The organism is Paenibacillus sp. JL3B1040 (assembly GCF_057063165.1).
On record NZ_CM169317.1, the window covers coordinates 3,287,676 to 3,311,085 of the forward strand.

Here is a 23,410-nt window from a genome sequence, read left to right on the forward strand (position 1 = left end):
TCGCTTTCTTCAGGCGCTTAGGCCTTATGGATTTGCTGAATCGCTTGTTTCCCGAACGGAGTAGCCTGGACATACCGTTCGCGTCGCTCGTCTTCGCCAAAGCGCACCATCCCCAAATGAAGCATCATCTGCAGGATCCGTTCCTCGAAGATGGATTCGGGAGAGTCGTAAAAGAACGGCTTGATCAGCGCCTCGATCCTCTCGAATAACGAAGTGACCGTCACCCAATCTTTCGAACAGCGTAAAATCCAGTAGACGAGAGACAGCAAGTTAGGAATGGGCCCTTTATATAATCTTAACCAAAAGCGAACGAAGTGTATCATGGGCTCTCGACGTTCTTCCGCCAGATAGGCCGCTCCCGCTTCCGTCAATTCCAGGCGTTGATTGTTCTCTTGAACGAGGCGGGAATGATAGGCATAATCGTAGAGCAGCGCAAAGCGGTTCGGGTAATCTTTAAAACGGCGGCCGTACCCGAAACGCCAGCCTTTGCCGACCAATCCCTCGGACACGTGAAGCGATTCAAGGATCTGCATCTGGTTTCTCCGGTACATGACGCCTTCGCTGTTTAACGGGATATCATGCCGGGAAACGTACTGCAGGAAGAGCAGCAGATCGGCGGACAACAGGTCCGGCTCCTCCCGGTACATCGGCGGTTCGGCGGCGGCCGCCTTCACTTCGGCAAGAAGCCGGCGTTCGAGAGCTTCCCGGAAACGGCTCTTCAAATCCTCGGGAACCTCGAACAGATAGCGGGTCTGTGGGGTCGTTCCATTGAACAGCCACCCCTGCTGGCGAAAGCGGGCAATCATGTCTCGCGGACTTTCCCGTTCCTTGGCATCATCGGTAAACCGCGAGCCCTGCGCACAGGCGACCAACTCCTCCAAGCTGAACTGGCGGCGGCCGTCGAACAGCAGGGTGTTCAGGAATCGCAAATCTTCCATACTCATGCCGCCGATATGCCGCTCGATAAAATCGCGGCGGCCTACCGTCTGCAGGATGGATTGAATCAGTTCATGCTTGGAGTGCCCGCTGCATTCGCAGCGGTAATGATCCGCTATTCTGCTAAGTTGTCCGATATCGGCAAAAGTAAGCATATCCGCCAGATTCATAGTTTTACCGCCTCGCCGTTTTAATCCCATTATGGGAAGGTTTTCCGGCGTTTATTCCCTTACTGCGAAATTATCTGCGAAAAATCGGCAAAAAAATAAGCCGGCCTAAGCCGGTTTACTTGGATTCTTTGACGCTTTCCTGCAAGTGGCGCGTGCAATTATACAAACGCATATCCCAAGATTGCTCGTTCTTCTCCAAAATGGTTAAGGACAAATTGCCGATCCGCTCCTGGCATTTCTCCCGGTACAAGGCGATATAAAGCTGGGCCAGCAGGCCGCCGTGCGAAACGACCAATACGTTGTTGTCCGGGTAACGTTCCGCCAAATCGCTCATAAAAGACAAGGCCCTCCGGCGGATCTCTTCATCCTTTTCTTGCCCCAGCTCATGCCGATCCCAATCCTTGCCCCATAACGATTCCCTTTCCGCCAAGGTCATCCCCTCAACCTGGCCAAACGAACGCTCCATCAATCGCAAATCGGGATCGTACAGCGGAATGCCCAACGTCTCGGCCAAGATCGTGCCGGTCTCCCGCGCCCGCGACAAGTTGCTCGTGATGACGAAGTCCCAGCGGTATTCGCCTTCCTCCTTCAATCTCTTGCCGAGTAGCCCGGCCTGCCGCCGCCCTTCATCGTTCAGCGGAATATCGCTTTGCCCCTGAATTTTTCCTATCGCGTTCCAATCGGTAAGTCCGTGGCGAATCAAACCAACGAGCATAATCATCCCCCTTTAGATGTGAAAAAACGCCCCACCCGCTCCAATAGCGGGAGAAGCGTTTGCGATCGTTTATCTTTTGGTACGGCGCAACCCTTTCCAGGAGAAAAGCGCCAGTAGCATGCCTGCCATGGACAACATCATCCAGTATTGCGGATAGGCCGGGCCCATTTGCACCGCAAACGGCTCTACGATCCCTCGCGAGATGCTGGGCAAGGCGATGGAAAACCCCTCGTACGCATCCGATTCCGATCCGGCTGCCGCGACGGCGGTCGGAAGAATCCCGGTCATCGGCTCGGCAACTTGCCGGTTCGATGAAGTATGATCCACTAGCATGAATACAAAACTGAACAGGAAGATGGCCAGAAAACTTGCGGCCCAAAAGACGACCCTCCGCCGGAAACGGCGGGTGACGCCACGCTTGACGTCAGGTGCCAGCCAAGGCGATTCGGCATAAATCCGGTCCATGACCCGTCGATTGACCGCTTCCGCCTGCTCCTCCGTCACTTCTATCGGTATGTACTGCAGCATGTCCAGGCTTTCTTCCCATTGTTGGTACTCGCCCGCGCAAGACTCGCAGCCCAAAAGATGCCTCTCCAGCATTTGTCGCTGAGGATGATGTTCGGGCAGATCCCGTAACAATCCGAACAATTCTTGGGCCTCTCTACAATTCATCTGCTTTTCATCCCTTCGTAATGCTCGTAGATGGGTTCATAAAAGTAGGGTTCAAGCTGACTTTTAACACTGCTGCGCGCCCGGAACAGCAGCGACTTCACGGCACTGACGCTTTGTCCCAGAATATTCGCGATCTCTTGGTAATCCAATTGATCGTATTCGCGCAAGATCAAAGCCGATCTTTGCTTCTCCGGCAGATTGTTGATGGCTTCTCTCACCATGCCCACTTTCTCGCTCCGCAATACCGCTTGTTCGGGGGCGATCTCGCTTGGCGCTACGGGAACGATCCCGCTTTCATCCAAAGGGACGTTGCCGTTTCTTGGTTTGCGGAGTTCACTGAGCACCGTGTTGCGGGCAATCGTATACAACCAGGTTGAGAAAGAAGCATCTACCTCTCTGAAGGAATGCAAGCTGCGAAATGCTTTATAGAACGTTTCCGAGCATAGATCTTCGGCAAGCAGCTCCAGATGAGCGCTCTTTAACATGTGATAAACGAAGGCCAATATCTTCCGCTGATACCTTCGCATCAGCTCCGAGTACAGTTCCGTATTGCCTTCCTTAATCTCACGAATCATTTGGGAATCCGTCATTGGGTGCGATCCTCCTCGCGCTTCCATGGGCCATCTTCCCGTTCGATTCTTTCACCAATTATTACCGAACAGGATCAAAAAAGTTGCGGTTATCTATGTAACTTCGTAAAAAAATCGAATCGACATGAAAGCAAATTAACAGCGTAGCCAAACTTCGAGGATATTATACCACAGGAGTTCGATTCATAAAAACATCCAATCGTGCTCAATTTCGTGGCAAAAGAAAAAGGATTTTCATTCCCCCTAACAGGTGCTCCATATATGAACAGACCTTTGCCCAAAAAGCAAAGGTCTGTTCTGCAAATCGGATAAAGCTATCGGCGGGATTCCGCAGCCGAAGCCGCATATAAATGAGCGGCTGCTTCGCGGACGTCAGCCGCCTGCGTCACGGCGGAAATCACGGCAACGCCATCCGCTCCGGCGCGAATCACTTGGCTCGCCGTCTCTGCGGTGATGCCGCCGATGCCGACCAAGGGCAAGGCGATGCCGCGGGCGCGCAGCTCGCGGAGGATGTCCGGCCCTTGCGGCGCCTTGGCATCCGCTTTCGAGGCCGTGGGATAGATCGGTCCGATGCCGAGGTAGTCGGCGCCGTGTCGGACGGCGGCCTCCGCTTCGACGAACGTGTGCGCGGAGACGCCGAGGATGCGGTCGCCGATCCGGGCGCGGACCCGCGCGGCCGCCTCGTCCTCCTGGCCGACGTGAACGCCGTCGGCCCCGATCGCGAGGGCCAGTTCCACGTCATCGTTGACGAGGAACGGCACCCCCCGCCGACGGCAGGCGGCCTGCAACTGGACGGCTAGCGCTCGCAGCGGCTCCCCTGTGAGCGCTCCCGGCCCTTTCTCGCGGAGCTGCACCAGCGTCACACCGCCATCCAGAGCCGCCTCCAGCACCCGCAGCGGCGCTTCGCGGCAATTGGCGCTGCCGATAACCAGATACGTCCGCAGCAGCTCGCGCATGCGGCCTACCGCGATGCGGCCGCTTCCGACGCCGCCGCTCATCGGGAAGCTCCTTGCCGGCGACGGTAAGCAAAATGGTTGGTCGGACCGCGCCCTTGCCCCAGCTCAAGTCCGTACTCGATCGCCGCCTGGATGAAGGCCCGCGCGATCCGCACCGCCTCCAAAGCCGCCGTTCCCTTGGCGAGCTCCGCCGTCAGCGCGGCCGAGAAAGTGCAACCCGTGCCATGCGTGTGCCGCGTGGGAATCCGTCGCCCTTCCAACTCGGTGAAGGTCGACCCGTCATAATGCAAATCGATGACCCGCTCGCCGGTTTCGGCATCGTGTCCGCCCTTGATCACAACCTGCCGCGCTCCGTACGCGCAGATGCGCTTCGCCGCCTCGCGGCGGTCCTCCATGCTGCGGATGGATTGGCCGGATAACACCTCCGCCTCGGGGAGGTTGGGCGTCACGATGCAGGCTAGCGGCAGGAGCTTCTCCCGCAGCGCCTGCACCGCTTCCGGCTGGAGCAGAGAAGCGCCGCCCTTGGCGATCATCACCGGGTCGACCACCACTTGGGTCCAGCCGAAGGCGCGAATCCGGGCAGCAACCGCCTCGATGATATCCGCGCTGAACAGCATCCCCGTCTTCATCGCGTCTACGCCGAGGTCGGAGCCGACCGCCTCGATTTGCGCTGCCGTCGCTTCCGGCGGCAGCGGGAAGACATCGGTCACGCCCAGCGTGTTCTGGACCGTCACGGCGGTGATCGCCGACATCCCGTAAACGTCCAGCTCCTGGAACGTTTTGAGATCGGCCTGGATACCGGCTCCGCCGCCGCTGTCCGATCCAGCGACCGTTAGCGCCCGGGCGATCCGGCTCATCCGACCCACCATCCGCCGGCGGTGGCCGCCTGTATTTCGCGTACCGCCGCGTGACCCTTGAGCGAATGCGGATGCAGCTTCGCCAACTCGTCGAGGAACGCGATCTGGAAACTGCCCGGGCCGGCGGCCGCCGTCCGCTCGGCGGCGCGGGACGCGGCGGCGCCGTAGAAGGCCAGTCCGGCGGTGCCGGCCAGCAGCAGGTCGCGCTCCACCGCGGCGAAAGCCCCGAGCACCGACGTGAGCAGGCAGCCCGTGCCGGTCACCTGGGTCAGCAGCGCGTCCCCGCCGCTGACGATCCGGCACCGCCGCCCGTCGGTGATGACGTCTTCACGGCCGGTGATCGCCACGACCGTGTTCAGCGCCCGCGCGGCCCGCACCGCCAGCTCGGCCGCCTCGGCGGCGGCGGTGTCTCCGGCATCGACGCCCTTGATCTCGCGGGATTCCCCGACGAGATGAGCGATCTCCGCCGCATTGCCGCGCAAGAGCGACACCTTCACCTCGCGCAGAATGCGCTGGGCCGACTCGGTGCGAAAAGCGGTCGCGCCCGCGCCGACCGGGTCAAGCAGCACCGGTACGCCATGGGCGTTCGCCGACCGACCGGCCAGGATCATCGCCTCGACTTGCGGCGTCGACAGCGTGCCGATGTTCAGGACGAGCGCGCCGGCGATTCGGGCCATCTCGGCCACCTCCTCCGGCGCGTAGGCCATGACCGGCGACGCGCCAAGCGCGTACAGGCCGTTCGCCGTAAAATTCGTGACGACGACATTAGTCATGTTATGGACGAGCGGTTTCGAGTTCTGCACTTTTTCCAGCGCATCGGACAGATCTTTTTCCAATAAGCTCATGATCATTCAACCTCTCTTTCAATCCTTCACTTGATCGGAGTCAAGCAGCTTCATCGGCGCCGCAACCGGCCAGTCTTCCAGCCGATAAGCCATGTCCCAGAAGAGATACTCCAATTGGCAGCTTTGCAGAAAATGCTCGGCCATCCTTTGGCGCTCCGCCTCCTTGGCCTCTGCGGCCCAGCAATCCAACGATTGAACGAGCTGCTCCGTCACGCCGCCCGAACGTTGGCCGTAAAATTGAATCCACTCGTAGAACGGATGGTCCGACGTCGGTCGCACTTCCTCCAGCAGCTTTTGGCCAATCTCCAGATACGTCCATGGACAGGGCAACAGCACGGCGTAGATCTCGCCCAAACTCCCTTCGTGAGCCACCGTCAGCATATGGCGGATGTAATGATGTGCCGAAGGCGCGAGCGGAAAGCCCTGCAGATCCTCGAAGTTCACCCCGGCGGCCCGGCAAAAATTGTGATGAGGATGAATCTCACTGTTCAGGATGAAGGCGATCTGTTCGTTGAACATTGCGATTTCCTCGCGGGATCGGCATTTGGAAATGGCGATGCCGTAAATCCGCATGTAGGCGTTTAAATATTCGTAATCCTGCTTGACGTAATGAATAAGCTGCTCTTTCTTCAATTGGCCGCTCGCTATGCCTCGGACGAACGGATGATCACAAAGGGCTTGAAAAATTCCATCCGCCTGTCGGCGCAGCTCTTGCGAAAACCCCATCTGTCTCTACCTCCCATATATTTGGCTTGGAAATCCCCTGAGAGAGCATCGACAACGACCGGTCGAAGAGCGCAAAAAAGCCGCTCCGTAGAGGGAGCGGCTGGATGAAGCCCTAGGCAAACCGACGATCGGCAGCCAAGCGCAATTCATATGGGGCCGGCTCCACTTTCCTACGCTAGTATGAACTAGATCAGGTTCAAAGGGTCCAAGATGTTCTCTTGTCTCAGCCGATTACGGCGCCCCTAGTGGATTTCCTATGCAATTCATCTTTTACTTTACCGATCCCTGTCTGGATTGTCAATCCCGTCCAGCGAAAGATCGTTCGCTCTCTCGCTTCTCTCATTTCTCCCCTTATCTTTGATCGATACCACGAAACGGGGAGTTAGTTCAATTGCAAGCGAATCGTTTTGATTTCATAAGGCGCTACGGCCAGCTCGAGCTCCGCGGCCGAAGAGGGGTCTCCAATCGGCCGTTCCATCAGATCGGTCTCTTGCCAGGAGGCCACGGGAACTTCAAAATGCAAGCGAACAAGGCCCCGTCCGCCTTTATATTCATGGAAACGGACGATCAGCTCGTCGCCGTCTTCCGCTTTTTTCACCGCATCAATGACCACGTCCGCGGTGCCGCTCGTTTGGAGCAGCGAGAACGACGGCGTGTGAGCCTGGCCCGGCGTGGCGTAAACCGGCTGATTCAGCAGCGCTGCGGCCTGTACGGTGCCGCCTTCGGACCAATGCCCTTCATGCGGATACAAGGCATACGTAAACTCATGTTCGCCGCGATCGGCTTGCGGATCCGGGTAAGTCGCCGATTTCAGCAAGGACAGGCGAATCACATGATCCTTAATGTCATGGCCGTATTTGCAATCGTTCAGCAGGCTGACCCCATACCCGTGCTCCGACAAATCGGCCCATTGATGACCTACCGTTTCAAACCGGGCGAAGTCCCAAGACGTGTTCCAATGCGTTGGCCGCTTGACATTGCCGAACTGGATATCGTAGGTGGCTTCCGTGGCCCGAACATTGACCGGAAAAGCGACTTTCAGCAGTTGCTGGCGCTCCTGCCAATCGACCCGGGTCCGGAAATCGATCCGCCGATCGTCGGCGTACAGGATCATCTGTTGGCGTATCGTCGAACTCATGTAGGTCCAGGTAAAGGTAACGAGGGCTCGCAGCGCGCCAGTCACCACCTCACATTCCTGAAGCTGCTCGACTTCGCGTTGTTTTTCTTGGTAGAAAACATCGATGTCCCAAGCCTCAAACATCTTCGGCTTATCTTCGAACACCTGCAGCACGTTGCCCCGTTCGCCCGAGGCAAGCACCTCGCGCCCGGCGGCGCGGTCATATATCGAGGTGAGCTGCCCACGATCGTTCCACTCGATGCGGTACACCGGCGTGTCGATGCCATTGGACCGTACCTTAAACGGTTCGCTCGCGGCGGTTTCGGCCCGCCCGTCCTCACTCCGCCGGATCGTCATAAAGCCGAGCGGCGGCACGTTCTCTACCTTCACCCATACCGTCGTCCCGTCGAATTCGGATTGCAGCTCCAGGCCGTCCGCTTGAACCCACTTCGTCTCCGCAGATTGGCCTGACAAGGCAACAAGGCCGCTGTACGGCCAGGAGGACGGATTCCACACGGTATACGAATCTCCCGCGTCGCTTATCAAGGCTTGAATCGCCTGCTCGCGGCAGGACTCCAGCAGCGATTCGGCCTGCGCGTATTCCAGCTTGGAATCACGGTACACTTCGGGAATGGACGAGCCCGGAATGATGTCATGGAACTGGTTGCGCAGGATCGTTTTCCAGCTTTCATCCAGCATTTCTTTCGGATAAGCCCCCCAGTTCCCGCCCGCAAGCAGCGCCTGCAGGCTGTTTAGCCATTCGGCGTCCCGGGACAGCAGCTCCAGCTTGCGGTTCATCTTTTTGTTGTACGCCTGGCTGGTGTAGGTTCCCCTGTGATATTCCAGGTACAGCTCCCCGTCCCAGGTATGGACGTATCGGTCCGCCGCCTCGACGGTCTCATGCAGCTTGGCGAAGTAATCGTCCGCCCGTCCGGTCGTCACGCGCGGCAGCCCCGGCATTTCGTCAAGCCGCCGCCGCAGCTCCAGATGCTCGCGATTGACGCCGCCGCCTCCGTCGCCGTACCCGTAGGAGAGCAGGAGCTCCTTGTTTACCTCTTTGTCGCGGTACGTCTCCCAAATGCCTTGCACGCTGGACGCCTCGATATTTCCATTGTAGGTGTACCACCAGAAATTGCCGTCCTGCGGCGTGGTGATGAAGTGGGTCAGCACCTCGCTGCCGTCGATGCCCCGCCACCGGAATGTGTCATGCGGCATGCGGTTGTACTGGTTCCAGCTGATTTTCGTCGTCATGAACGTATCGATGCCCGACTTGCGCAAAATCTGCGGCAGGGCCCAGCTGTAGCCGAACACGTCCGGAAGCCACAAATAGGTGCATTCCTGGCCGAATTCCTCGCGTAAGAACCGCGTCCCGTACAGCAGTTGCCGCACCAGCGATTCCCCGCTCGTCAAATTGCAGTCCGCCTCCAGCCACATGCCGCCGGCCGCTTCCCAGCGTCCTTCCTTGACGCGTTCCTTGATCTGTTCATAAAGCTCCGGATAATCCTGCTTGATATATTCGTAAAGCTGAGGCTGCGTCTGCAGGAATACGTATTCCGGGAACATCTCCATCAAGCGCAGCACGGTGCTGAAGCTGCGGGCCGCTTTTTCCCGCGTATGCTTCAGCCGCCACAACCAGGCGACGTCGATATGCGTATGCCCGATGCATTGGACCGTGACCGGCGACGTCTTTTTCATCCCCGCTACCGCCCGGGTCAATTGCTCCTCGGCCTCGGCCAGCGACGCATAGAACGCTTCCGCCCCCGGGTAGGACCAATCGATCCGCAGGAAAGCCCGATCCAGCGCCGTCAATAAGTCGGTCCGCTCCGGCGCATTCGCCGGCAGTACTTCTACCGTCTGCATCACCGCGCGGGCCGTATAATACAAGCGATCCACCGTCCCGTCCAGCCATGCGATTTCCGCCCGTTTGATCCGGTGTTCCTGCACTTGCGGCTTCCCGCCGCCCTCCAGCCCGGACCACAAGCGAAACTGCAGCTTGACGTTGTTGCCGATAGCTTCTTCTGGAAAAAACACCTCCTGGTGATTCATATCCACGCCTTGGAACGGTTCGCCGTTTATATACAGGAGCGACTCGAATCCGGAGTTGTTCCCTCCGCCCGTTTTGCCGAAGTCGAATACGCCGACGATCCGGCGTCCTTTCCATGCGGCCGGGATCTCGACTTCCGTCTCCAACCATAAATAAAGATCGCGGCCTTCCCAGCGTTCTCCCGCCTGCATCGTGGACCACCGTCCCTCCTTGGGCGGTCTGGCGCCGATGCGCCCTTCCACGTCCACTTGTGCTCGAAACGTCTCAACCGGCCGAGCATCGCGGTATCGGTAAGTCTCCAGCTCGCGAATCCGCGCGTTCAATTTTTCTTCCGTCCAGAACATCGTATCGGGTACCTCCCTGAATATGTGTTAGCCTACCCCCTCATTTTCCGGTTCCGCCTCTGCGAAGTAAATTACTTATCCTCATCAATTTTTGTCCTATTATGATATGATGGAACTATAATGAGCAAAGGAGCGGCTGCCCGTGGATTTGAAAAAATGGCGCATTGAACTGGCGTCCGTCATGAACGCGCTGTGCGGCGAAATTGCGGTTGGCGATGCCGTGGTTGATTGGGTCGATATCGTGATAGAACAAACCAGCGGTTCGGGAAGATGCCCGCCCCACGCCCATACGTGGTACGAATTCAACTACGTTCTGTCCGGCCGGATGCAAACCCGCTTTATCGATCAGGATGTGATGGTGCACGCGGGCGAATTTTTCCTGATCCCGCCGGGGATGACACATGCCCACGACTACTCCCGCGAAGATCCGCATGAAGGCATCTGCCTGCGGTGGCGGTTTCGGCCTTCTCCCAGCGAAAAAGCGGCGGCGGACGACAGTTTCCTCGAGCGGCTTGGCCTTCTGAAAGAATGGCCCCCCGGCGCTTACCGCGACAATTACGGCATCCGCTCGTTGTTGATTCAGTTCTTCAGCGAAGCGGCGAGCGGACGGTCGCCCTTTTACCTGCGGCTGCTGCTGGCGCAATTTTTGGAAATCCTATCCGGCGTAAATGCGCGTCAGGCCCACTCAGCTACGGCACCGGCGCAAGCTCGGGATGCGTTGGTCCGCAAAGTGGAGGTTTACTTGGAGGATTTTCGCGGAGACCGACTGAACGTTGAGGCGTTGGCAGCGTCGCTGCATATGAGCTACGGCCACCTGTCCCGAGTGTACAAACAAAAAACCGGCCGAACCTTGATCGAGGAGATGAACCGGATCCGGCTGACCAAAGCTTGCGAGCTGCTGCTGCAGCCTTCCCTGCTCATAAAAGAAGTCGCCGAACAAGCCGGCTTCCCTGACATTTACTACTTCAGCAAAGCGTTCAAGAAGAAATACGGCGTCAGCCCGCTCGCCTACCGCAAGCGGCAATTGAGTCCGGCAAACGAACCGATGAATGGATAGAGTGTCAGTAAATGAAGGGATACCGTTTTCGCATCCGGCAATAGATTTGTTGCGGCGGAAAGAAGTAACTGTTGATGGGAGCGAGTTACTAAGCGGGGGTGCGGTTGAGGTTAATGAGCCAAAGGTGATCCGGAAATTGTGAAGGGGATGGATACCAAGAGTTGCGGAAAATTTTCATGTATTCGATTTATCGTATATACGACTCGCCTGCTGCATAAAAACAAAAAAAAAGACCGCTTCTTTCGAAGCGGTCCTTGCTCACTCACGAGCAAGAAGTTATTGGATAGGAGTGGAGAGAAACCATACTGTACTTTTATTATATGTATCCGTTTTCATTCTGTCAACATCTTTTTTTTAGCGCTTTCATTATTCGGTGTGCCGGCCTATAGGCTCTTGCCGACAATCGCCGTAGAAGCCTTGTAACCAAGTTAACCCGTTAACGCTCAACTCAGCTCATGAGCCTGAACTGCGACCGATTGCTAACGGAACGTAATGACCTTATTTCTTCATTTCCCGACTATTTCCCGCTGTAACGGAACCTCGAGGCTTTATTTTACCGTATTGTTCGCCGTTTCGTTGCTTTGAACCCAAATAAGGTCTCCTCATTCCGTTAGAATAGGAAAAATGCCTATAAACACGCAAATAACGTCTCTAGGTTCCGTTAGAACTCGGTAGTAGGCTAAAGCAGCGGAAGGCCCGGCTGAATTCAAGATTCGACGCCGAGCCTCCCCTTTCGATTCCACTTCGTGATCAAAAGCCAAATTTAAAATTACCTTACTAAACGTAGACGGTGTGACCTAGGGATTGGAGATGCACCTTCGCCCTCTCCATCTCCCCTTCCTGGCGGAAGGACAGGCGAAGCACGCCCAGAACGTCCTCGCGGCTTTCGATGATTTGCATATTGCTCAGGTTGATGTGGCGAAGGCCCAGTTCCGTCGCGATTTGGCCGATGATCCCCGGCGTGTCGGGCACGTCGATGTAAATGTCGAACAACGAAGTGATGGCTCCTTTGCGCCGTTCCGGCAGCTCGCTGCGGAACTGGTTCGCTTTTTGGAACGCCGCCTCAATCCCTTCCCCGTTCCGGTCTTCAAGCAGGGAAATAAACCCTTCGATCTCGCGGTTCCAATCCTTCAGCAGGCCAAGCAGCACTTCCCGATTGCTGAGCAGGATGTCCCGCCAGATCACCGGGTCGCTCGAAGCGATCCGCGTGATATCGCGGAAACCGCCTGCCGCCAGCATGCGGTACAACCCGTTCCCTTCGTTGTAATCCCGCACCTGATTGACCAGCGCAACCGCGATAATATGCGGCAGGTGACTGATCGCTCCGACGATCTCGTCATGCATGACCGGATCCACTCGGACGATTTGCGCTTTGGTGTGCGTGAGCAACCGTTCCAACCGCTGATAAGCTTCTTCCGGCACGTTGGGGGACGGCGTCAACACGTAGTAGGCGTTCTCAAACAGCAGCGACGAAGCAGCCCCCACGCCCGAACGTTCCGAGCCGGCCATCGGATGACCGCCGATGAAATGTACGCCCGGACGAGCGATTTCCGCCGCGCAGGCGGCGATTGTCGCTTTCGTGCTTCCGACGTCGGTAACGATGCAGCCCGGCTTCAGCGGGAGCCCGTTCAGCCTCTGCAGATATTCCTCCAGCAGGCCCACCGGCACGCACAAAAAAATAAAGTCGGCATCCGCCGCCGCCTCCTCCATGGATAGGGTCGCGGCGTCAACGACGCCGCGCTCCTCGATGCGTCTCAGGGATTCCGGACTGTGGGCGTGGCCGACGACCGTGATCCCCGGCTTGCCTTTCAGGCACAACGCCAGCGAACCTCCGATCAGACCAACTCCAAAAATGGCTATTTTCGTTGTCATCGTATCTCACTCATTTTCTGCGAATAAATTGCGGGATTAGACCCGGGTTGCCGATTTGCCGAGCACCTTCTCCAAGGCGGCCACGAATTTGGCGTTTTGTTCCGCCGATCCGACGGTCACCCGCACGGAATTCGGATATTTCGGAAAGCCGGCGCGCACGATGATGCCCAGTTGCAGCAGCGACTGGAACATTTCGCCGGCCGGACGCTGAGCATCGACCATAATGAAATTGCCGTGCGCCGGGAAATATTTAAGGCCCAGACGCTCGAACTCACCATACAAATAATCGATTCCTTCACGATTCTTGGCGCGGCAATCGGCTACGAATTCCTGATCGGCCAAAGCCGCTTTAGCCGCCGCTTGCCCGATCCGCGACGTGTTAAACGGTTCGCGCACTTGATTGATCAATTTGATCACGGCCGGCTGGCCTACGCCATAACCGATGCGCAGCGAAGCGAGGCCGTAAATTTTGGAGAACGTGCGCAGCACCACCAGGTTCGGATATTGGCTTAGCAAAGCAATCCCGTTCGTATAATCCGAATCCGTGACATACTCCGCATACGCTTCATCCAAGACGACCAGCACATGCCCAGGAACCTGATCCAGAAATGCGACGAGCTCGGCGTGAGGCACAATCGTCCCGGTTGGATTGTTGGGGTTGCAGATCCAAACCACCTTGGTTTTCTCCCCGATCCGGGCGAGCATCCCCTCCAAATCATGGGTACCTTCCTTCAGCGGGACCTCGATGCTGACCGCGCCTTCGATATCGGCATTGCTCTTATACACGCTGAACGTCTGATCCGCCATCACCGTCTCATCGCCAGGCAGGAAAAAAGCGCGAGCGATCAAAGCGATAATCTCGTCAGAACCGCAGCCGAAAATGATCTGCTCCTTCCCGACGCCAAGCCGGTCGGCCAACGCCTCGGTCAATTCCGCGGCGCTGCCGTCGGGATACAAGCTTAAGTTCGCCAGCTCCTGCTCGATAGCGGCGCGGACGCGCGGAGAACAACCGAACGGATTTTCGTTGGAAGCCAGCTTAATGACATCCTCGAGCCCGAGCTCCTTCTTCACTTCTTCAATCGGTTTACCGGGTTGATACACCGGCAAATGGACGATCTGGGGTTTCGGCAACATGGATGGGTTCCTCCCTCAAATAACCTTGTTGTGCAGTTCCAAAAATCTATAATCTCAATTTTGCCACAAAGTCGCGAATTTGCAACAACCCTTGGTCCCGGGTCGAAGCCTGGGCCAACAGCGGCAAGCTTTCTTCGACTTTACGCACGATCGCGCTGCCGACGACCGCACCGTCGCAGATCGCCGCAAACCGCTCGACTTGCTCCCGGCTCGAGATGCCGAAACCGACAGCGACGGGCAAATCGGTTTGCGCTTTGACGGAAGCGATGAATTCGTCGACGCTGGCGTGGAACGATGCCCGTTCCCCGGTTACGCCCAGCGACGATACGCAGTAGACGAAACCGCGGGCGCGCTCGAGAATCTTCGCGATCCGATCACTGGAAGTCGGGGCCACGAGCGGAATCAGCTTGACGCCGGCCGCATCCGCCAGCCCCAGGACCTCCTCCGCTTCTTCATAAGGCAGATCCGGAATGATCAAGCCGCTGATCCCCGCCCCCTGCAATTCGGCAAAAAAACGATCCAATCCCATTTGCAAAACGGGATTGTAATAAGTAAACAAAACGAACGGAAGACGAATCCCCCGTTCCCGGGCTTTGGCGGCTGCCCGGATGCAGGAAGCGACCGTAACGCCATGGACAAGGGCGCGTTCCGAAGCCCGTTGAATGACCGGTCCGTCCGCCAGCGGATCGGAATACGGAACGCCCAGTTCCACCACGTCGGCGCCGGCCTCCTCCAGAACCGCCAAAATGTCGAGCGTCGTTTCGGGGTCCGGATCTCCGACGGTTACGAACGGAATCAGCGCCGTTTTCCCCGCCGCTTTCAGCTTCGCAAACGTGTCGTCGAGCAAATGCTCCGTTAGTTGACTCATATCGTCTCCCCGCCTTCCGTATACGCCATAATCGATTCCACGTCTTTATCTCCGCGTCCCGACAAGCAGATGACGACGATCTCGTTCCGGCTCATGGCCGGGGCCATCTTTACGACTTGAGCCACCGCATGCGCCGACTCCAGCGCCGGAATGATCCCTTCGGTCCGGCTCAGCAGTTGGAGCGCCTCCAGCGCTTCGCGGTCGGTGATCGGGTAATACTTCGCGCGTTCGATATCTTTCAAATAAGAGTGCTCCGGTCCGATCCCCGGATAGTCCAGTCCGGCCGAAATCGAATGGGCCGGCAGCACTTGACCGTGGGCGTCCTGCAGCAGATAACTCATCGAGCCCTGGAACACGCCCTTGGTGCCCTTGGTCATCGTAGCGGCGTGGAATTCGGTATCGACGCCTTTGCCGGCCGCTTCCACCCCCACCAGTTGAACATCCCCGTCCTCGATAAACGGATAAAACATGCCGATCGCGTTGCTGCCGCCGCCTACCGCGGCGACGAGCATCTCCGGCAACCGGCCTTCCGCCCGCAAAATCTGCTCCCGCGTTTCATCGCCGATAATGCGTTGGAAATTCCGAACCATCATCGGGTAAGGATGCGGCCCGGTGGCCGAACCGAGAATATAAAACGTGTCATGCACATTGCTGACCCAATAACGCAGCGCCTCGTTGCAGGCATCCTTTAGGGTGCGTGTGCCCGACATGACCGGAACGACCTCCGCGCCGAGCAGCTTCATTCGGAACACGTTAAGCTGCTGCCGCTTCGTATCCTCCTCGCCCATAAAAACCTTGCACTCGAGGCCCAGCAAAGCGGCAACGGTAGCGGTGGCCACGCCGTGTTGGCCGGCGCCGGTTTCGGCGATGACCTTCTGCTTGCCCATCCGCTTGGCCAGGATTCCCTGCCCGATCGCATTGTTGATTTTATGAGCGCCGGTATGATTCAAATCCTCGCGTTTCAGATAGATCTTCGCCCCGCCCAGATGTTCCGTCAGGCGTTCCGCGTAATAAAGCGGCGTCTCCCGCCCGGAATACTGCTTCAGCAAATAAGCAATTTCCGCTTGAAACTCGGGATCGTCTTTATATTTCAAATAGGATTCTTCCAGTTCGATCAATGCGTTCATCAGCGTTTCCGGTACGTAGCGGCCGCCAAAGGGGCCGAACCGTCCCTGCTCATCCGGTACCTGCTTCATCATCCCTTCACCCTCTCTACGAATGCTGTCATTTTCGCGATATCCTTCACGCCGTCCGTTTCAACCCCGCTTGAGACGTCCACTCCGTCCGGCTGCAAAGTCTCGATCAACGTCCTAACATTGCCAGAATGCAAACCGCCCGCCGCCAGGAAAGGAATTCCTCGCTCCTTGGCCCACTTGCGATAAGGCTCAGCGGCCTCCCAATCAAAAGCAATGCCGGAGCCTCCGCCGTATTTCGGGTCGTACGTATCGAGCAGCAGCCCGTCCAGCACGCCTTCGTACTCCGCCAAGGCGGCGCCGGCATGGACCGTACCGTCCGTTTTGACCGCAAACGCCTTGAAAATCTTGACCCCATAGGTCTCCTTGACCTTCCGGCAAAACTCCGGGCTTTCCGTCCCATGGAGCTGCAGGATGTCCAGCGGCGCCTGCCGCAAACAATCGTCCAGCTCCTCCAAGCTCGGATTGACGAAGACCCCGACGCTTTGCGGAGCTGCCCCCGCGCTCCATTCCCGAAGCACGGTAAGCAGCTCCGCCGCGCGGCTTCCGCTGATTTGGCGCTTGCTTCTGGCAAACACGAATCCGACATAATCCACGGGTAAGTTCACCATAGATTTTAGCACTTCAACGCTTTGAAGTCCACAAATTTTTACGGCCACCTCACCCATGAAACGTCGTCCCTTCCGCATCAAATTCCGGTTCTCCCGCTTGAAGCAATGGTCCCATTAAATCATGCACCGCGTCCCCCACATTCTCCCGCCGCATGAACGTTTCCCCGATCAGCACGCCCCGGGCGCCGGTCCGCCGCAAGTAGTCCACATCTTCCCGCGTCCGAATCCCGCTTTCGCTGATCAGCGTCGCATCGGATGGCACCAGCTCCGCGAGCGCGGCCGTCGTCTCCAGGGATACCTCAAAGGTCCGCAGGTTCCGGTTGTTGATGCCGATCAGCTTCGCCGCAGGAAGCGTCAGCGCCCGCTCCAACTCCGCGCGATCATGCACCTCGATCAAGGCATCAAGCCCCAGCCCCGTGGCGAGCGTCAGGTAGTCGCGCAATTGCGCATCGCTCAGGATCGCCGCGATCAACAGCACCGCGTCGGCGCCAAGCAGCCTGGCTTCGTAGATTTGCCGCTCGTCGATCACGAAATCCTTGCGCAGCAGCGGCACGCTTACCGCTTCGCGAATCGCGCTCAAATATTCGCCGCTGCCCTGAAAATACGTTTCATCCGTCAGCACGGAGATGCAGTCGGTTCCCGACGCCTCATAAGCCGCTGCCAGCTGGACCGGATGGAAGTCCGGGCGAATCAGCCCTTTGGACGGCGACGCCTTTTTCACCTCGGCGATTAATCCCGTGTCCCGTTTCCGCCCGGTCGTTAAGGCCGTATGGAAGCCCCGCGTCGGCTCCATCATCGCGATGCGCCGCTCCGCTTCCCTAATGGAGAGGTTTTCCGCCAAGTGCGCGACTTCCGTTCTTTTCGTCTCCACGATCCGATCAAGATACATAACTTAGTTCCCCCGTTGTCTGAATGAGTTGCTCCAGTTTGGCATAGGCCTTCCCCGAATCGATCGCTTCCGCCGCGACGGCGACCCCATCTCGAATACTGTCTGCCAGCCCCGCTACGTACACGCAAGCGCCCGCGTTAGCCAGCACCACGTCCCGATGGGCCCCGCCCTCCCCTTGCAGCACGCGCCGGACGATCTCCGCGTTCGTCTGGGGATCGCCGCCGATCATCGCCTCCAGCGGATAAGTGCGAAGTCCCAAATCTTCCGGCTGAAGCTCGTAGGTCGTGATTTCGCCGCTTTTCAGCTCGGATACCCGCGTTGGAGAAGAAATGCTGATTTCATCGAGCCCTTCCCGGCTGCTGACGACCAGCGCCCGCTTGGAGCCGAGCTCGCGCAGCACTTCGGCGATCGTCGACGTTCTGCTGCCGTCATAGATGCCCAACACTTGGCGATCCGCCCCTGCCGGATTGGTCAGCGGACCCAGCATGTTAAAGACCGTACGGATGCCCAGCTCTTTGCGGGGACCCGCCGCGTGCTTCATCGAGGGATGATACAGCTGCGAGAACATGAAGCAAATGCCGATATCATCCAGGCAGCGCTTCGCCTGTCCTGCGTCCAGCTGAATATTGACGCCCAGCGCTTCGAGGACATCGGCGCTGCCCGAACGGCCGGATGCCGAGCGGTTGCCGTGTTTCGCCACCCGAACCGACACCGAAGCCGCGACGATCGCCGCCGTCGTCGACACGTTGATTTTGTGAATGCCGGAACCGCCCGTGCCGCACGTATCCAGCAGCTTTTGCGATTCCGTATGAATTCGGCTGGAGGCGCCGCGCATGGCCTCGGCGAACCCGGTGATTTCCTCGACGGTTTCCCCCTTGATCCGCAGCGCCGTCAGCAGGCTGCCGATTTGGGCCGGCGTCGATTCGCCGTTCATGATCGCCTGCATCATGCCGCGCGCTTCTTCCCGTGCCAAATGCCTTCCTTCGATCAAGCGGCTGATGCCCGCCTGAACCGCTACCTGTCCTGTCATCTCGATTCGCTCCTCTCTTCAGTTCCCCGGGGTATATTCGTAAAGGTAATCCTGGTTAATGACGCCGTCGTGTCGGGCCGGAGGCGGAAACATCTGTTCGGCGGTGCGGATCGCCGTCAACAGCGCCTTGGCCTTGTTCACCGACTCCTGATATTCGTTCTCCGGAATGGAATCCCACACGATTCCCCCACCGGCCTGCACGTAAGCTTTTCCATGCTTGAACACGATCGTGCGGATCGTGATGCAGGAATCCATGTTTCCCGAGAACCCGAGATACCCGATGGCCCCGGCATAAGTTCCGCGCGCTTCCCGCTCCAGCTCGGCGATAATCTCCATCGCCCGGAGCTTCGGCGCGCCGGATACCGTTCCGGCCGGCAGGCAGGACAGAAACGCATCGAAGAAGTCCTTGTCGTTCCGCAGCTTGCCGGACACCTTGGATACCATGTGCATAACATGGGAATAACGCTCGATATCCATGTAAGATTCGCATGTCACGCTGCCGAATTCGGATACCCGGCCCAAATCGTTGCGGCCCAGGTCGACCAGCATCAGGTGCTCCGCCCGTTCCTTTTCATCCTGCAGCAGCTCGGCTTCCAGCGCCACATCGGCCTCTTCCGTCGCCCCCCTCGGCCTCGTTCCGGCGATCGGGCGGGTTTCCACCCGGCCATTCTCCACCTTGACCAGCGCTTCCGGCGACGTCCCGACGATAATTTCCTCGTCCAGCTTAAGATAATACATATACGGCGACGGGTTCAGCGTCCGCAGGACGCGGTAGACGTGAAGCGGATCAACCTCGGTCTCAATATGGAACCGCTGCGACAACACCACCTGGAAAATATCGCCCGCGCGGATATATTCCTTCGCCTTTTCTACGTTTGCTATGAATTGCTCCTTGGTCAGATTGGAACGGACGTCGCCGAGATCGGTCACCGCCGGCAGCGGCCGGCGATTAAAGCTTTCGCCCGGTCCTTCCTGCTGCAGCAGATCGGCCGCCAGGTCCAGCTTCAGCTCCGCCTCCGCATAAGCACGGCGGATATCCTCGTCGCGGTCGCCTGGCTTGACGTGCACGTTAGCCACCAGCAGGATCCGTTGCTTCACGTGGTCGAACACGATTATCTGGTCGCAGAACATAAACTGCATATCCTGCAAGTTCAGGTCATCGACCTGATGGGCCGGCAATTTTTCGTAGTATTGCAGCAGATCATAACCGAAAAACCCGATCGCCCCGCCCGTAAACGGCGGCATTTCCGGAAGCTTCGGACTGCGGTAACCCCGCAGAATCGCCTTCAGCTCATCGATGGGCCGGGACGATTGCAGATGCTCTTTGCCGTCTTCCCGCTCGACCGTGATCTCGCCTTTCTTGGCGGAGATGGTCAGGAACGGATCGGTGCCGATAAAAGAATACCGCGCCCATTGACTGCCACCTTCCACGCTCTCCAGCAAAAATGCCCGCTCCCGCTGAGCGATGCGGCGGAAAATCCGGATCGGCGTTTCCATGTCGGCGAGCAACGTCCGGGCAATCGGGATCAGATTGTACTCGTTCGCCAAAGCAATGACCTGTTCTACTTGCGGGGTTGCCATGTCTCTCACTTCCTTTTCGGGTTGGTTAGGGCCAAATAAAAAAACCTCCACCGAAGTAGAGGTTCTGGGATTTGCGGTTTATGGGAACGCCCCGTCCCATAAGCATGCGTCGTTCCCGTCAATTTCCCTCCAAAAAGGGAAAACGACAAATACGCATCCGGAAACAGGCTGTTCGCTCAGCTAAACTCGGCTCATCTCAACTTATCTCTACTCGGCTCTAAAAAATGCTTGTTTCTAACACTCGTCTAATTGGCTCTCGTCTAAAACATAAAATCTAAAATAACTATACCTTATCGGCGACCCGTTTGACAACCCAAACCTTCAGCCGATAAAGCCGCCTCTGGTTATCCGCTTCGCCTTCCGGTTCAGGATCCGGAAACGCTGAGGTCCGGCCGGAGGCTGCGGGCCTCGTTCAAATACACATGTTTCATGTCGCGTTGCCCCTTGTTGGTGTTCACCTGAATCAGCAGGCGTATGCATTTGGGCAAGGCGCCTTGAACCGGGATCTCCGTGGAGCACATCAGCGGAACCATATCCCAACCGCTCAAGACCCGAATGGCGCGGGCCGGAAAAGTGGCATCCAAATCCGGCGTGACCGTAATCCAGACGCTGCAGATGTCCTCGGGTTCGATTTCGTTGCGCGCTACGATTTCCTTCAACAACGCGGCCGTTGCATCCAAAATTTCCTGTTCGTCGTTGCGGTCGACCGTCGTGGCTCCGCGAATGCCTCGGTTATACATGTTGTCCCTCCTCTTTCAATTCAGCGATCACCCGGCGAACTTCATCCAATGTCACGTCAGAGACCATTTCCACTTGCCCGATCGCCACCGGCAAAATAAATACCATCGTCTGTTCTTTAAACTTCTTGTCGTGCATCATGGCTCCGATCAAATCCCGCTCATTCAAATGAGCCGGCATTGCCGTCGGCAAGCCAAAGCCGCGCAGCAAGGAGACCGTTTCTTCATAAATTTGCGGATCCCGTCCCCGGTTCACCGCCAGCTTCGCCGCGGCCGCCATCCCGATCGAAATCGCTTCCCCGTGCAAAAATTCGCCATACCCGCCGATCGCTTCAATCGCATGGCCTAATGTGTGCCCCAGGTTGAGGATCGCGCGTAAACCGTTCTCCCGTTCATCCACGGATACCACCTGGGCTTTGATCGAGCAGCCCTGGGTTAATCCGTATCCGAGCGCTTCGGGATCCAAAGCCAGCAAGTCGGCCGTATGCTCGCGGCACCAGTCCGCAAATGCCGAATCCCAAATCAACCCATGCTTGACCATTTCGGACAAGCCGGCCCGGACGTCGCGCGGCGGCAGGCTTTGCAGGCTATCCACGTCATACAGCACCATTTCCGGCTGGTGAAAAGCACCGATCATGTTTTTTGCCAGCCGATGGTTGACCGCTACCTTTCCTCCGACACTGCTGTCGTGGGCCAGGATCGTCGTCGGCATCTGCACGAACGCCACGCCGCGCATATACGTCGCCGCCACGAATCCGGCCAAATCGCCGACGACGCCGCCCCCCAGCGCCACCACGGACGAACGGCGATCCAAGCCGCCTTCAATGGCCGTGGTCATGATGTCCTCATAGACGTCCAGCGATTTGGACTTCTCGCCGGCTTTGACCACTTTGCCGACCGTCCGGTAGCCGCGGGCCTGCAGCGAAGCTTCGACAACCGGCAGATACTTTGGCGCGACATGGTCGTCGGTGACGATCAGGACGGGGCTTTTTGCCGACAGCTTATGCCGCTCGAAAAATTCTCCGGCCTTCTCCAGCAAGCCGCCGCCGATATAAATCGGATAAGAACGTTCGCCCAAATCGACCTCTAGCGTTCTCATCAATACTCCTCCAATTGAGCCTGATACCCCTTATAATTACGCTCGATCTCCTCGATGGAATCCCCGCCGAATTTCTCCAGGAACGCTTTGGCGACTTCCCAAGCGACCACGTGCTCCAGCACGACGCTGGCCGCCGGCACGGCGCAGGCATCGGAACGCTCCACTTGGGCGGCAAACGCCTCGTGGGTGTCGATATCGACGCTTTGCAGCGGTTTATACAGCGTAGGAATCGGCTTCATCACGCCGCGGACGACGATCGGCATCCCGTTGGTCATCCCGCCCTCGAAGCCGCCGAGACGATTGGTGGCCCGGTAGTAGCCGCGCTCCTCACTGTACAGAATTTCGTCGTGAACCTTGGACCCTGGCAGCGTCCCGGCCTCGAAGCCAATGCCGATCTCCACGCCCTTGAACGCGTTGATCGACATCACCGCTTGCGCGATGCGTCCGTCCAGCTTGCGGTCATATTGCACATGGCTGCCTAATCCGACCGGCACGCCTTCGACGATGCATTCGACGATCCCGCCGATGGAGTCGCCTTCCTCCTTGATTTTATCGATATAGGCTTCCATCTTCTTCTCCGTCTCGGCGTCGGCTACCCGAACCGAGGAAGCTTCGGTTACACGAGCCAGCTCGTCGAGAGGCAAGTGATGCGGCGGCGCTTCGATCTCGCCGATGCGCTTGACATGGCCCGCAATGCGGATGCCAAAGCGCTCCAGAAGCTGTTTGGCCACTGCGCCGACGGCCACGCGGACGGCGGTTTCGCGCGCGCTGGAACGCTCCAGCACATTGCGCAGGTCTTTATGGTTATATTTCAAGCCCCCGTTCAAATCAGCATGCCCGGGGCGAGGCCGGTGCACTCGGCGCTTCTCCTCATCCGTGCCTTCGATCGGTTCGATGTTCATAATTTTCTGCCAATGCTTCCAGTCATTATTCTCCACGACCAACGCCACCGGCGCTCCCGTCGTATACCCGTGCCGAACGCCGCCGACGATTTGCGCCTTGTCCTTCTCGATTTGCATCCGCCGGCCGCGGCCGTACCCTTTTTGACGGCGGGCCAGCTCGAAGTTCAACGCTTCGAAATCGAGCGGCAAATGGCTCGGCAAACCTTCAATAATCGCAGTCAACTGGGGTCCATGCGTCTCCCCGGCTGTTAAGTATCGCAAACTCATGATGTTGCGTTCCCCCTTTAAACTGTTAAACTGTAAAGAACTAAAATCCGGTTATACCTTTGCTCATTATAATATTTAACGCCGTATTCTGTCACGTGATGATTCCATTTTGCAGAATACTTCTTTTCGCACCGCTTGGCGAGGACACCGAAAAAATCATTGCGCATAACCCGCCCCGGTATGCTTTCCGGTGAGGAA

The 23,410-nt window shown here is 57.7% G+C and carries 21 protein-coding genes and 1 riboswitch; of the genes, 1 reads left to right on the forward strand and 20 read right to left on the reverse strand.

All coding sequences use genetic code 11. The annotated features are described in order from the left end of the window. Positions 1–17 precede the first annotated feature (17 nt). The 9 genes from ACZF99_RS14820 to ACZF99_RS14860 form a co-directional block, all read right to left on the reverse strand. A complete protein-coding gene (locus tag ACZF99_RS14820; protein WP_483605850.1) occupies positions 18–1,106 on the reverse strand; it encodes a hypothetical protein in 1,089 nt (362 codons plus the stop codon). 115 nt (positions 1,107–1,221) lie between these two features. Continuing rightward, entirely contained in the window at positions 1,222–1,821 is a 600-nt protein-coding gene (locus ACZF99_RS14825; protein WP_483605852.1) for a histidine phosphatase family protein, read from the reverse strand. Between the two features lie 69 nt (positions 1,822–1,890). Continuing rightward, positions 1,891–2,469, reverse strand: a complete 579-nt coding sequence (locus tag ACZF99_RS14830; protein ID WP_483605853.1) for an anti-sigma factor — start codon at positions 2,467–2,469, stop codon at positions 1,891–1,893. A 20-nt stretch (positions 2,470–2,489) separates the two neighbouring features. Next, positions 2,490–3,083, reverse strand: coding sequence for an RNA polymerase sigma factor (locus tag ACZF99_RS14835; RefSeq protein ID WP_483605854.1), 594 nt, complete (start codon positions 3,081–3,083; stop codon positions 2,490–2,492). Between the two features lie 314 nt (positions 3,084–3,397). Continuing rightward, on the reverse strand, positions 3,398–4,081 hold the full coding sequence (thiE, locus tag ACZF99_RS14840; RefSeq protein ID WP_483605855.1) for a thiamine phosphate synthase: 684 nt from the start codon (positions 4,079–4,081) through the stop codon (positions 3,398–3,400). Then, positions 4,078–4,896: a bifunctional hydroxymethylpyrimidine kinase/phosphomethylpyrimidine kinase gene (gene thiD / locus ACZF99_RS14845; RefSeq protein WP_483612747.1), complete on the reverse strand. Its 819-nt coding sequence runs from the start codon at positions 4,894–4,896 to the stop codon at positions 4,078–4,080. The genes thiE and thiD overlap by 4 nt, the downstream gene beginning before the upstream one ends. Then, complete coding sequence (gene thiM, locus ACZF99_RS14850; RefSeq protein WP_483605857.1) at positions 4,893–5,741, reverse strand: hydroxyethylthiazole kinase; 849 nt, start codon at positions 5,739–5,741, stop codon at positions 4,893–4,895. The genes thiD and thiM overlap by 4 nt, the downstream gene beginning before the upstream one ends. Positions 5,742–5,759: 18 nt before the next feature. Then, complete coding sequence (gene tenA, locus ACZF99_RS14855; protein ID WP_483605858.1) at positions 5,760–6,467, reverse strand: thiaminase II; 708 nt, start codon at positions 6,465–6,467, stop codon at positions 5,760–5,762. A gap of 150 nt (positions 6,468–6,617) precedes the next feature. Next, a riboswitch (TPP riboswitch) is annotated at positions 6,618–6,721 on the reverse strand. A 128-nt stretch (positions 6,722–6,849) separates the two neighbouring features. Next, on the reverse strand, positions 6,850–9,972 hold the full coding sequence (locus tag ACZF99_RS14860; RefSeq protein WP_483605859.1) for an alpha-mannosidase: 3,123 nt from the start codon (positions 9,970–9,972) through the stop codon (positions 6,850–6,852). A 142-nt stretch (positions 9,973–10,114) separates the two neighbouring features. Between ACZF99_RS14860 and ACZF99_RS14865 the strand changes: the two genes are divergently transcribed. Continuing rightward, complete coding sequence (locus ACZF99_RS14865) at positions 10,115–11,029, forward strand: helix-turn-helix transcriptional regulator (protein WP_483605861.1); 915 nt, start codon at positions 10,115–10,117, stop codon at positions 11,027–11,029. Between the two features lie 777 nt (positions 11,030–11,806). Here the strand turns inward: ACZF99_RS14865 and ACZF99_RS14870 are convergent. From ACZF99_RS14870 to aroC, 11 genes are all read right to left on the reverse strand, one after another. After that, entirely contained in the window at positions 11,807–12,901 is a 1,095-nt protein-coding gene (locus ACZF99_RS14870) for a prephenate dehydrogenase (protein WP_483605862.1), read from the reverse strand. Between the two features lie 36 nt (positions 12,902–12,937). Then, positions 12,938–14,035: a histidinol-phosphate transaminase gene (gene hisC / locus ACZF99_RS14875; protein ID WP_483605863.1), complete on the reverse strand. Its 1,098-nt coding sequence runs from the start codon at positions 14,033–14,035 to the stop codon at positions 12,938–12,940. A gap of 46 nt (positions 14,036–14,081) precedes the next feature. Continuing rightward, positions 14,082–14,903, reverse strand: coding sequence for a tryptophan synthase subunit alpha (trpA, locus tag ACZF99_RS14880; RefSeq protein WP_483605864.1), 822 nt, complete (start codon positions 14,901–14,903; stop codon positions 14,082–14,084). Beyond that, complete coding sequence (trpB, locus tag ACZF99_RS14885; protein ID WP_483612749.1) at positions 14,900–16,099, reverse strand: tryptophan synthase subunit beta; 1,200 nt, start codon at positions 16,097–16,099, stop codon at positions 14,900–14,902. The genes trpA and trpB overlap by 4 nt, the downstream gene beginning before the upstream one ends. Beyond that, positions 16,099–16,764 carry a phosphoribosylanthranilate isomerase gene (locus tag ACZF99_RS14890; RefSeq protein ID WP_483605865.1) on the reverse strand — a complete coding sequence of 222 codons (666 nt, stop codon included), beginning with the start codon at positions 16,762–16,764 and terminating at the stop codon, positions 16,099–16,101. Before ACZF99_RS14890 ends, trpB begins: the two co-directional genes overlap by 1 nt. Next, positions 16,757–17,596, reverse strand: coding sequence for an indole-3-glycerol phosphate synthase TrpC (gene trpC, locus ACZF99_RS14895; RefSeq protein WP_483605866.1), 840 nt, complete (start codon positions 17,594–17,596; stop codon positions 16,757–16,759). The genes ACZF99_RS14890 and trpC overlap by 8 nt, the downstream gene beginning before the upstream one ends. After that, positions 17,586–18,626 (reverse strand): anthranilate phosphoribosyltransferase, encoded by a 1,041-nt coding sequence (gene trpD, locus ACZF99_RS14900; protein WP_483605867.1) that lies wholly within the window; start codon positions 18,624–18,626, stop codon positions 17,586–17,588. The genes trpC and trpD overlap by 11 nt, the downstream gene beginning before the upstream one ends. Before the next feature lie 18 nt (positions 18,627–18,644). Then, on the reverse strand, positions 18,645–20,207 hold the full coding sequence (gene trpE / locus ACZF99_RS14905) for an anthranilate synthase component I (protein ID WP_483605868.1): 1,563 nt from the start codon (positions 20,205–20,207) through the stop codon (positions 18,645–18,647). 365 nt (positions 20,208–20,572) lie between these two features. Further along, positions 20,573–20,947, reverse strand: a complete 375-nt coding sequence (gene aroH, locus ACZF99_RS14910) for a chorismate mutase (protein ID WP_483605869.1) — start codon at positions 20,945–20,947, stop codon at positions 20,573–20,575. Continuing rightward, positions 20,940–22,043, reverse strand: a complete 1,104-nt coding sequence (gene aroB / locus ACZF99_RS14915; RefSeq protein WP_483605870.1) for a 3-dehydroquinate synthase — start codon at positions 22,041–22,043, stop codon at positions 20,940–20,942. The genes aroH and aroB overlap by 8 nt, the downstream gene beginning before the upstream one ends. Then, positions 22,043–23,212 (reverse strand): chorismate synthase, encoded by a 1,170-nt coding sequence (gene aroC, locus ACZF99_RS14920; protein ID WP_483605871.1) that lies wholly within the window; start codon positions 23,210–23,212, stop codon positions 22,043–22,045. Before aroC ends, aroB begins: the two co-directional genes overlap by 1 nt. Positions 23,213–23,410: the final 198 nt, after the last annotated feature.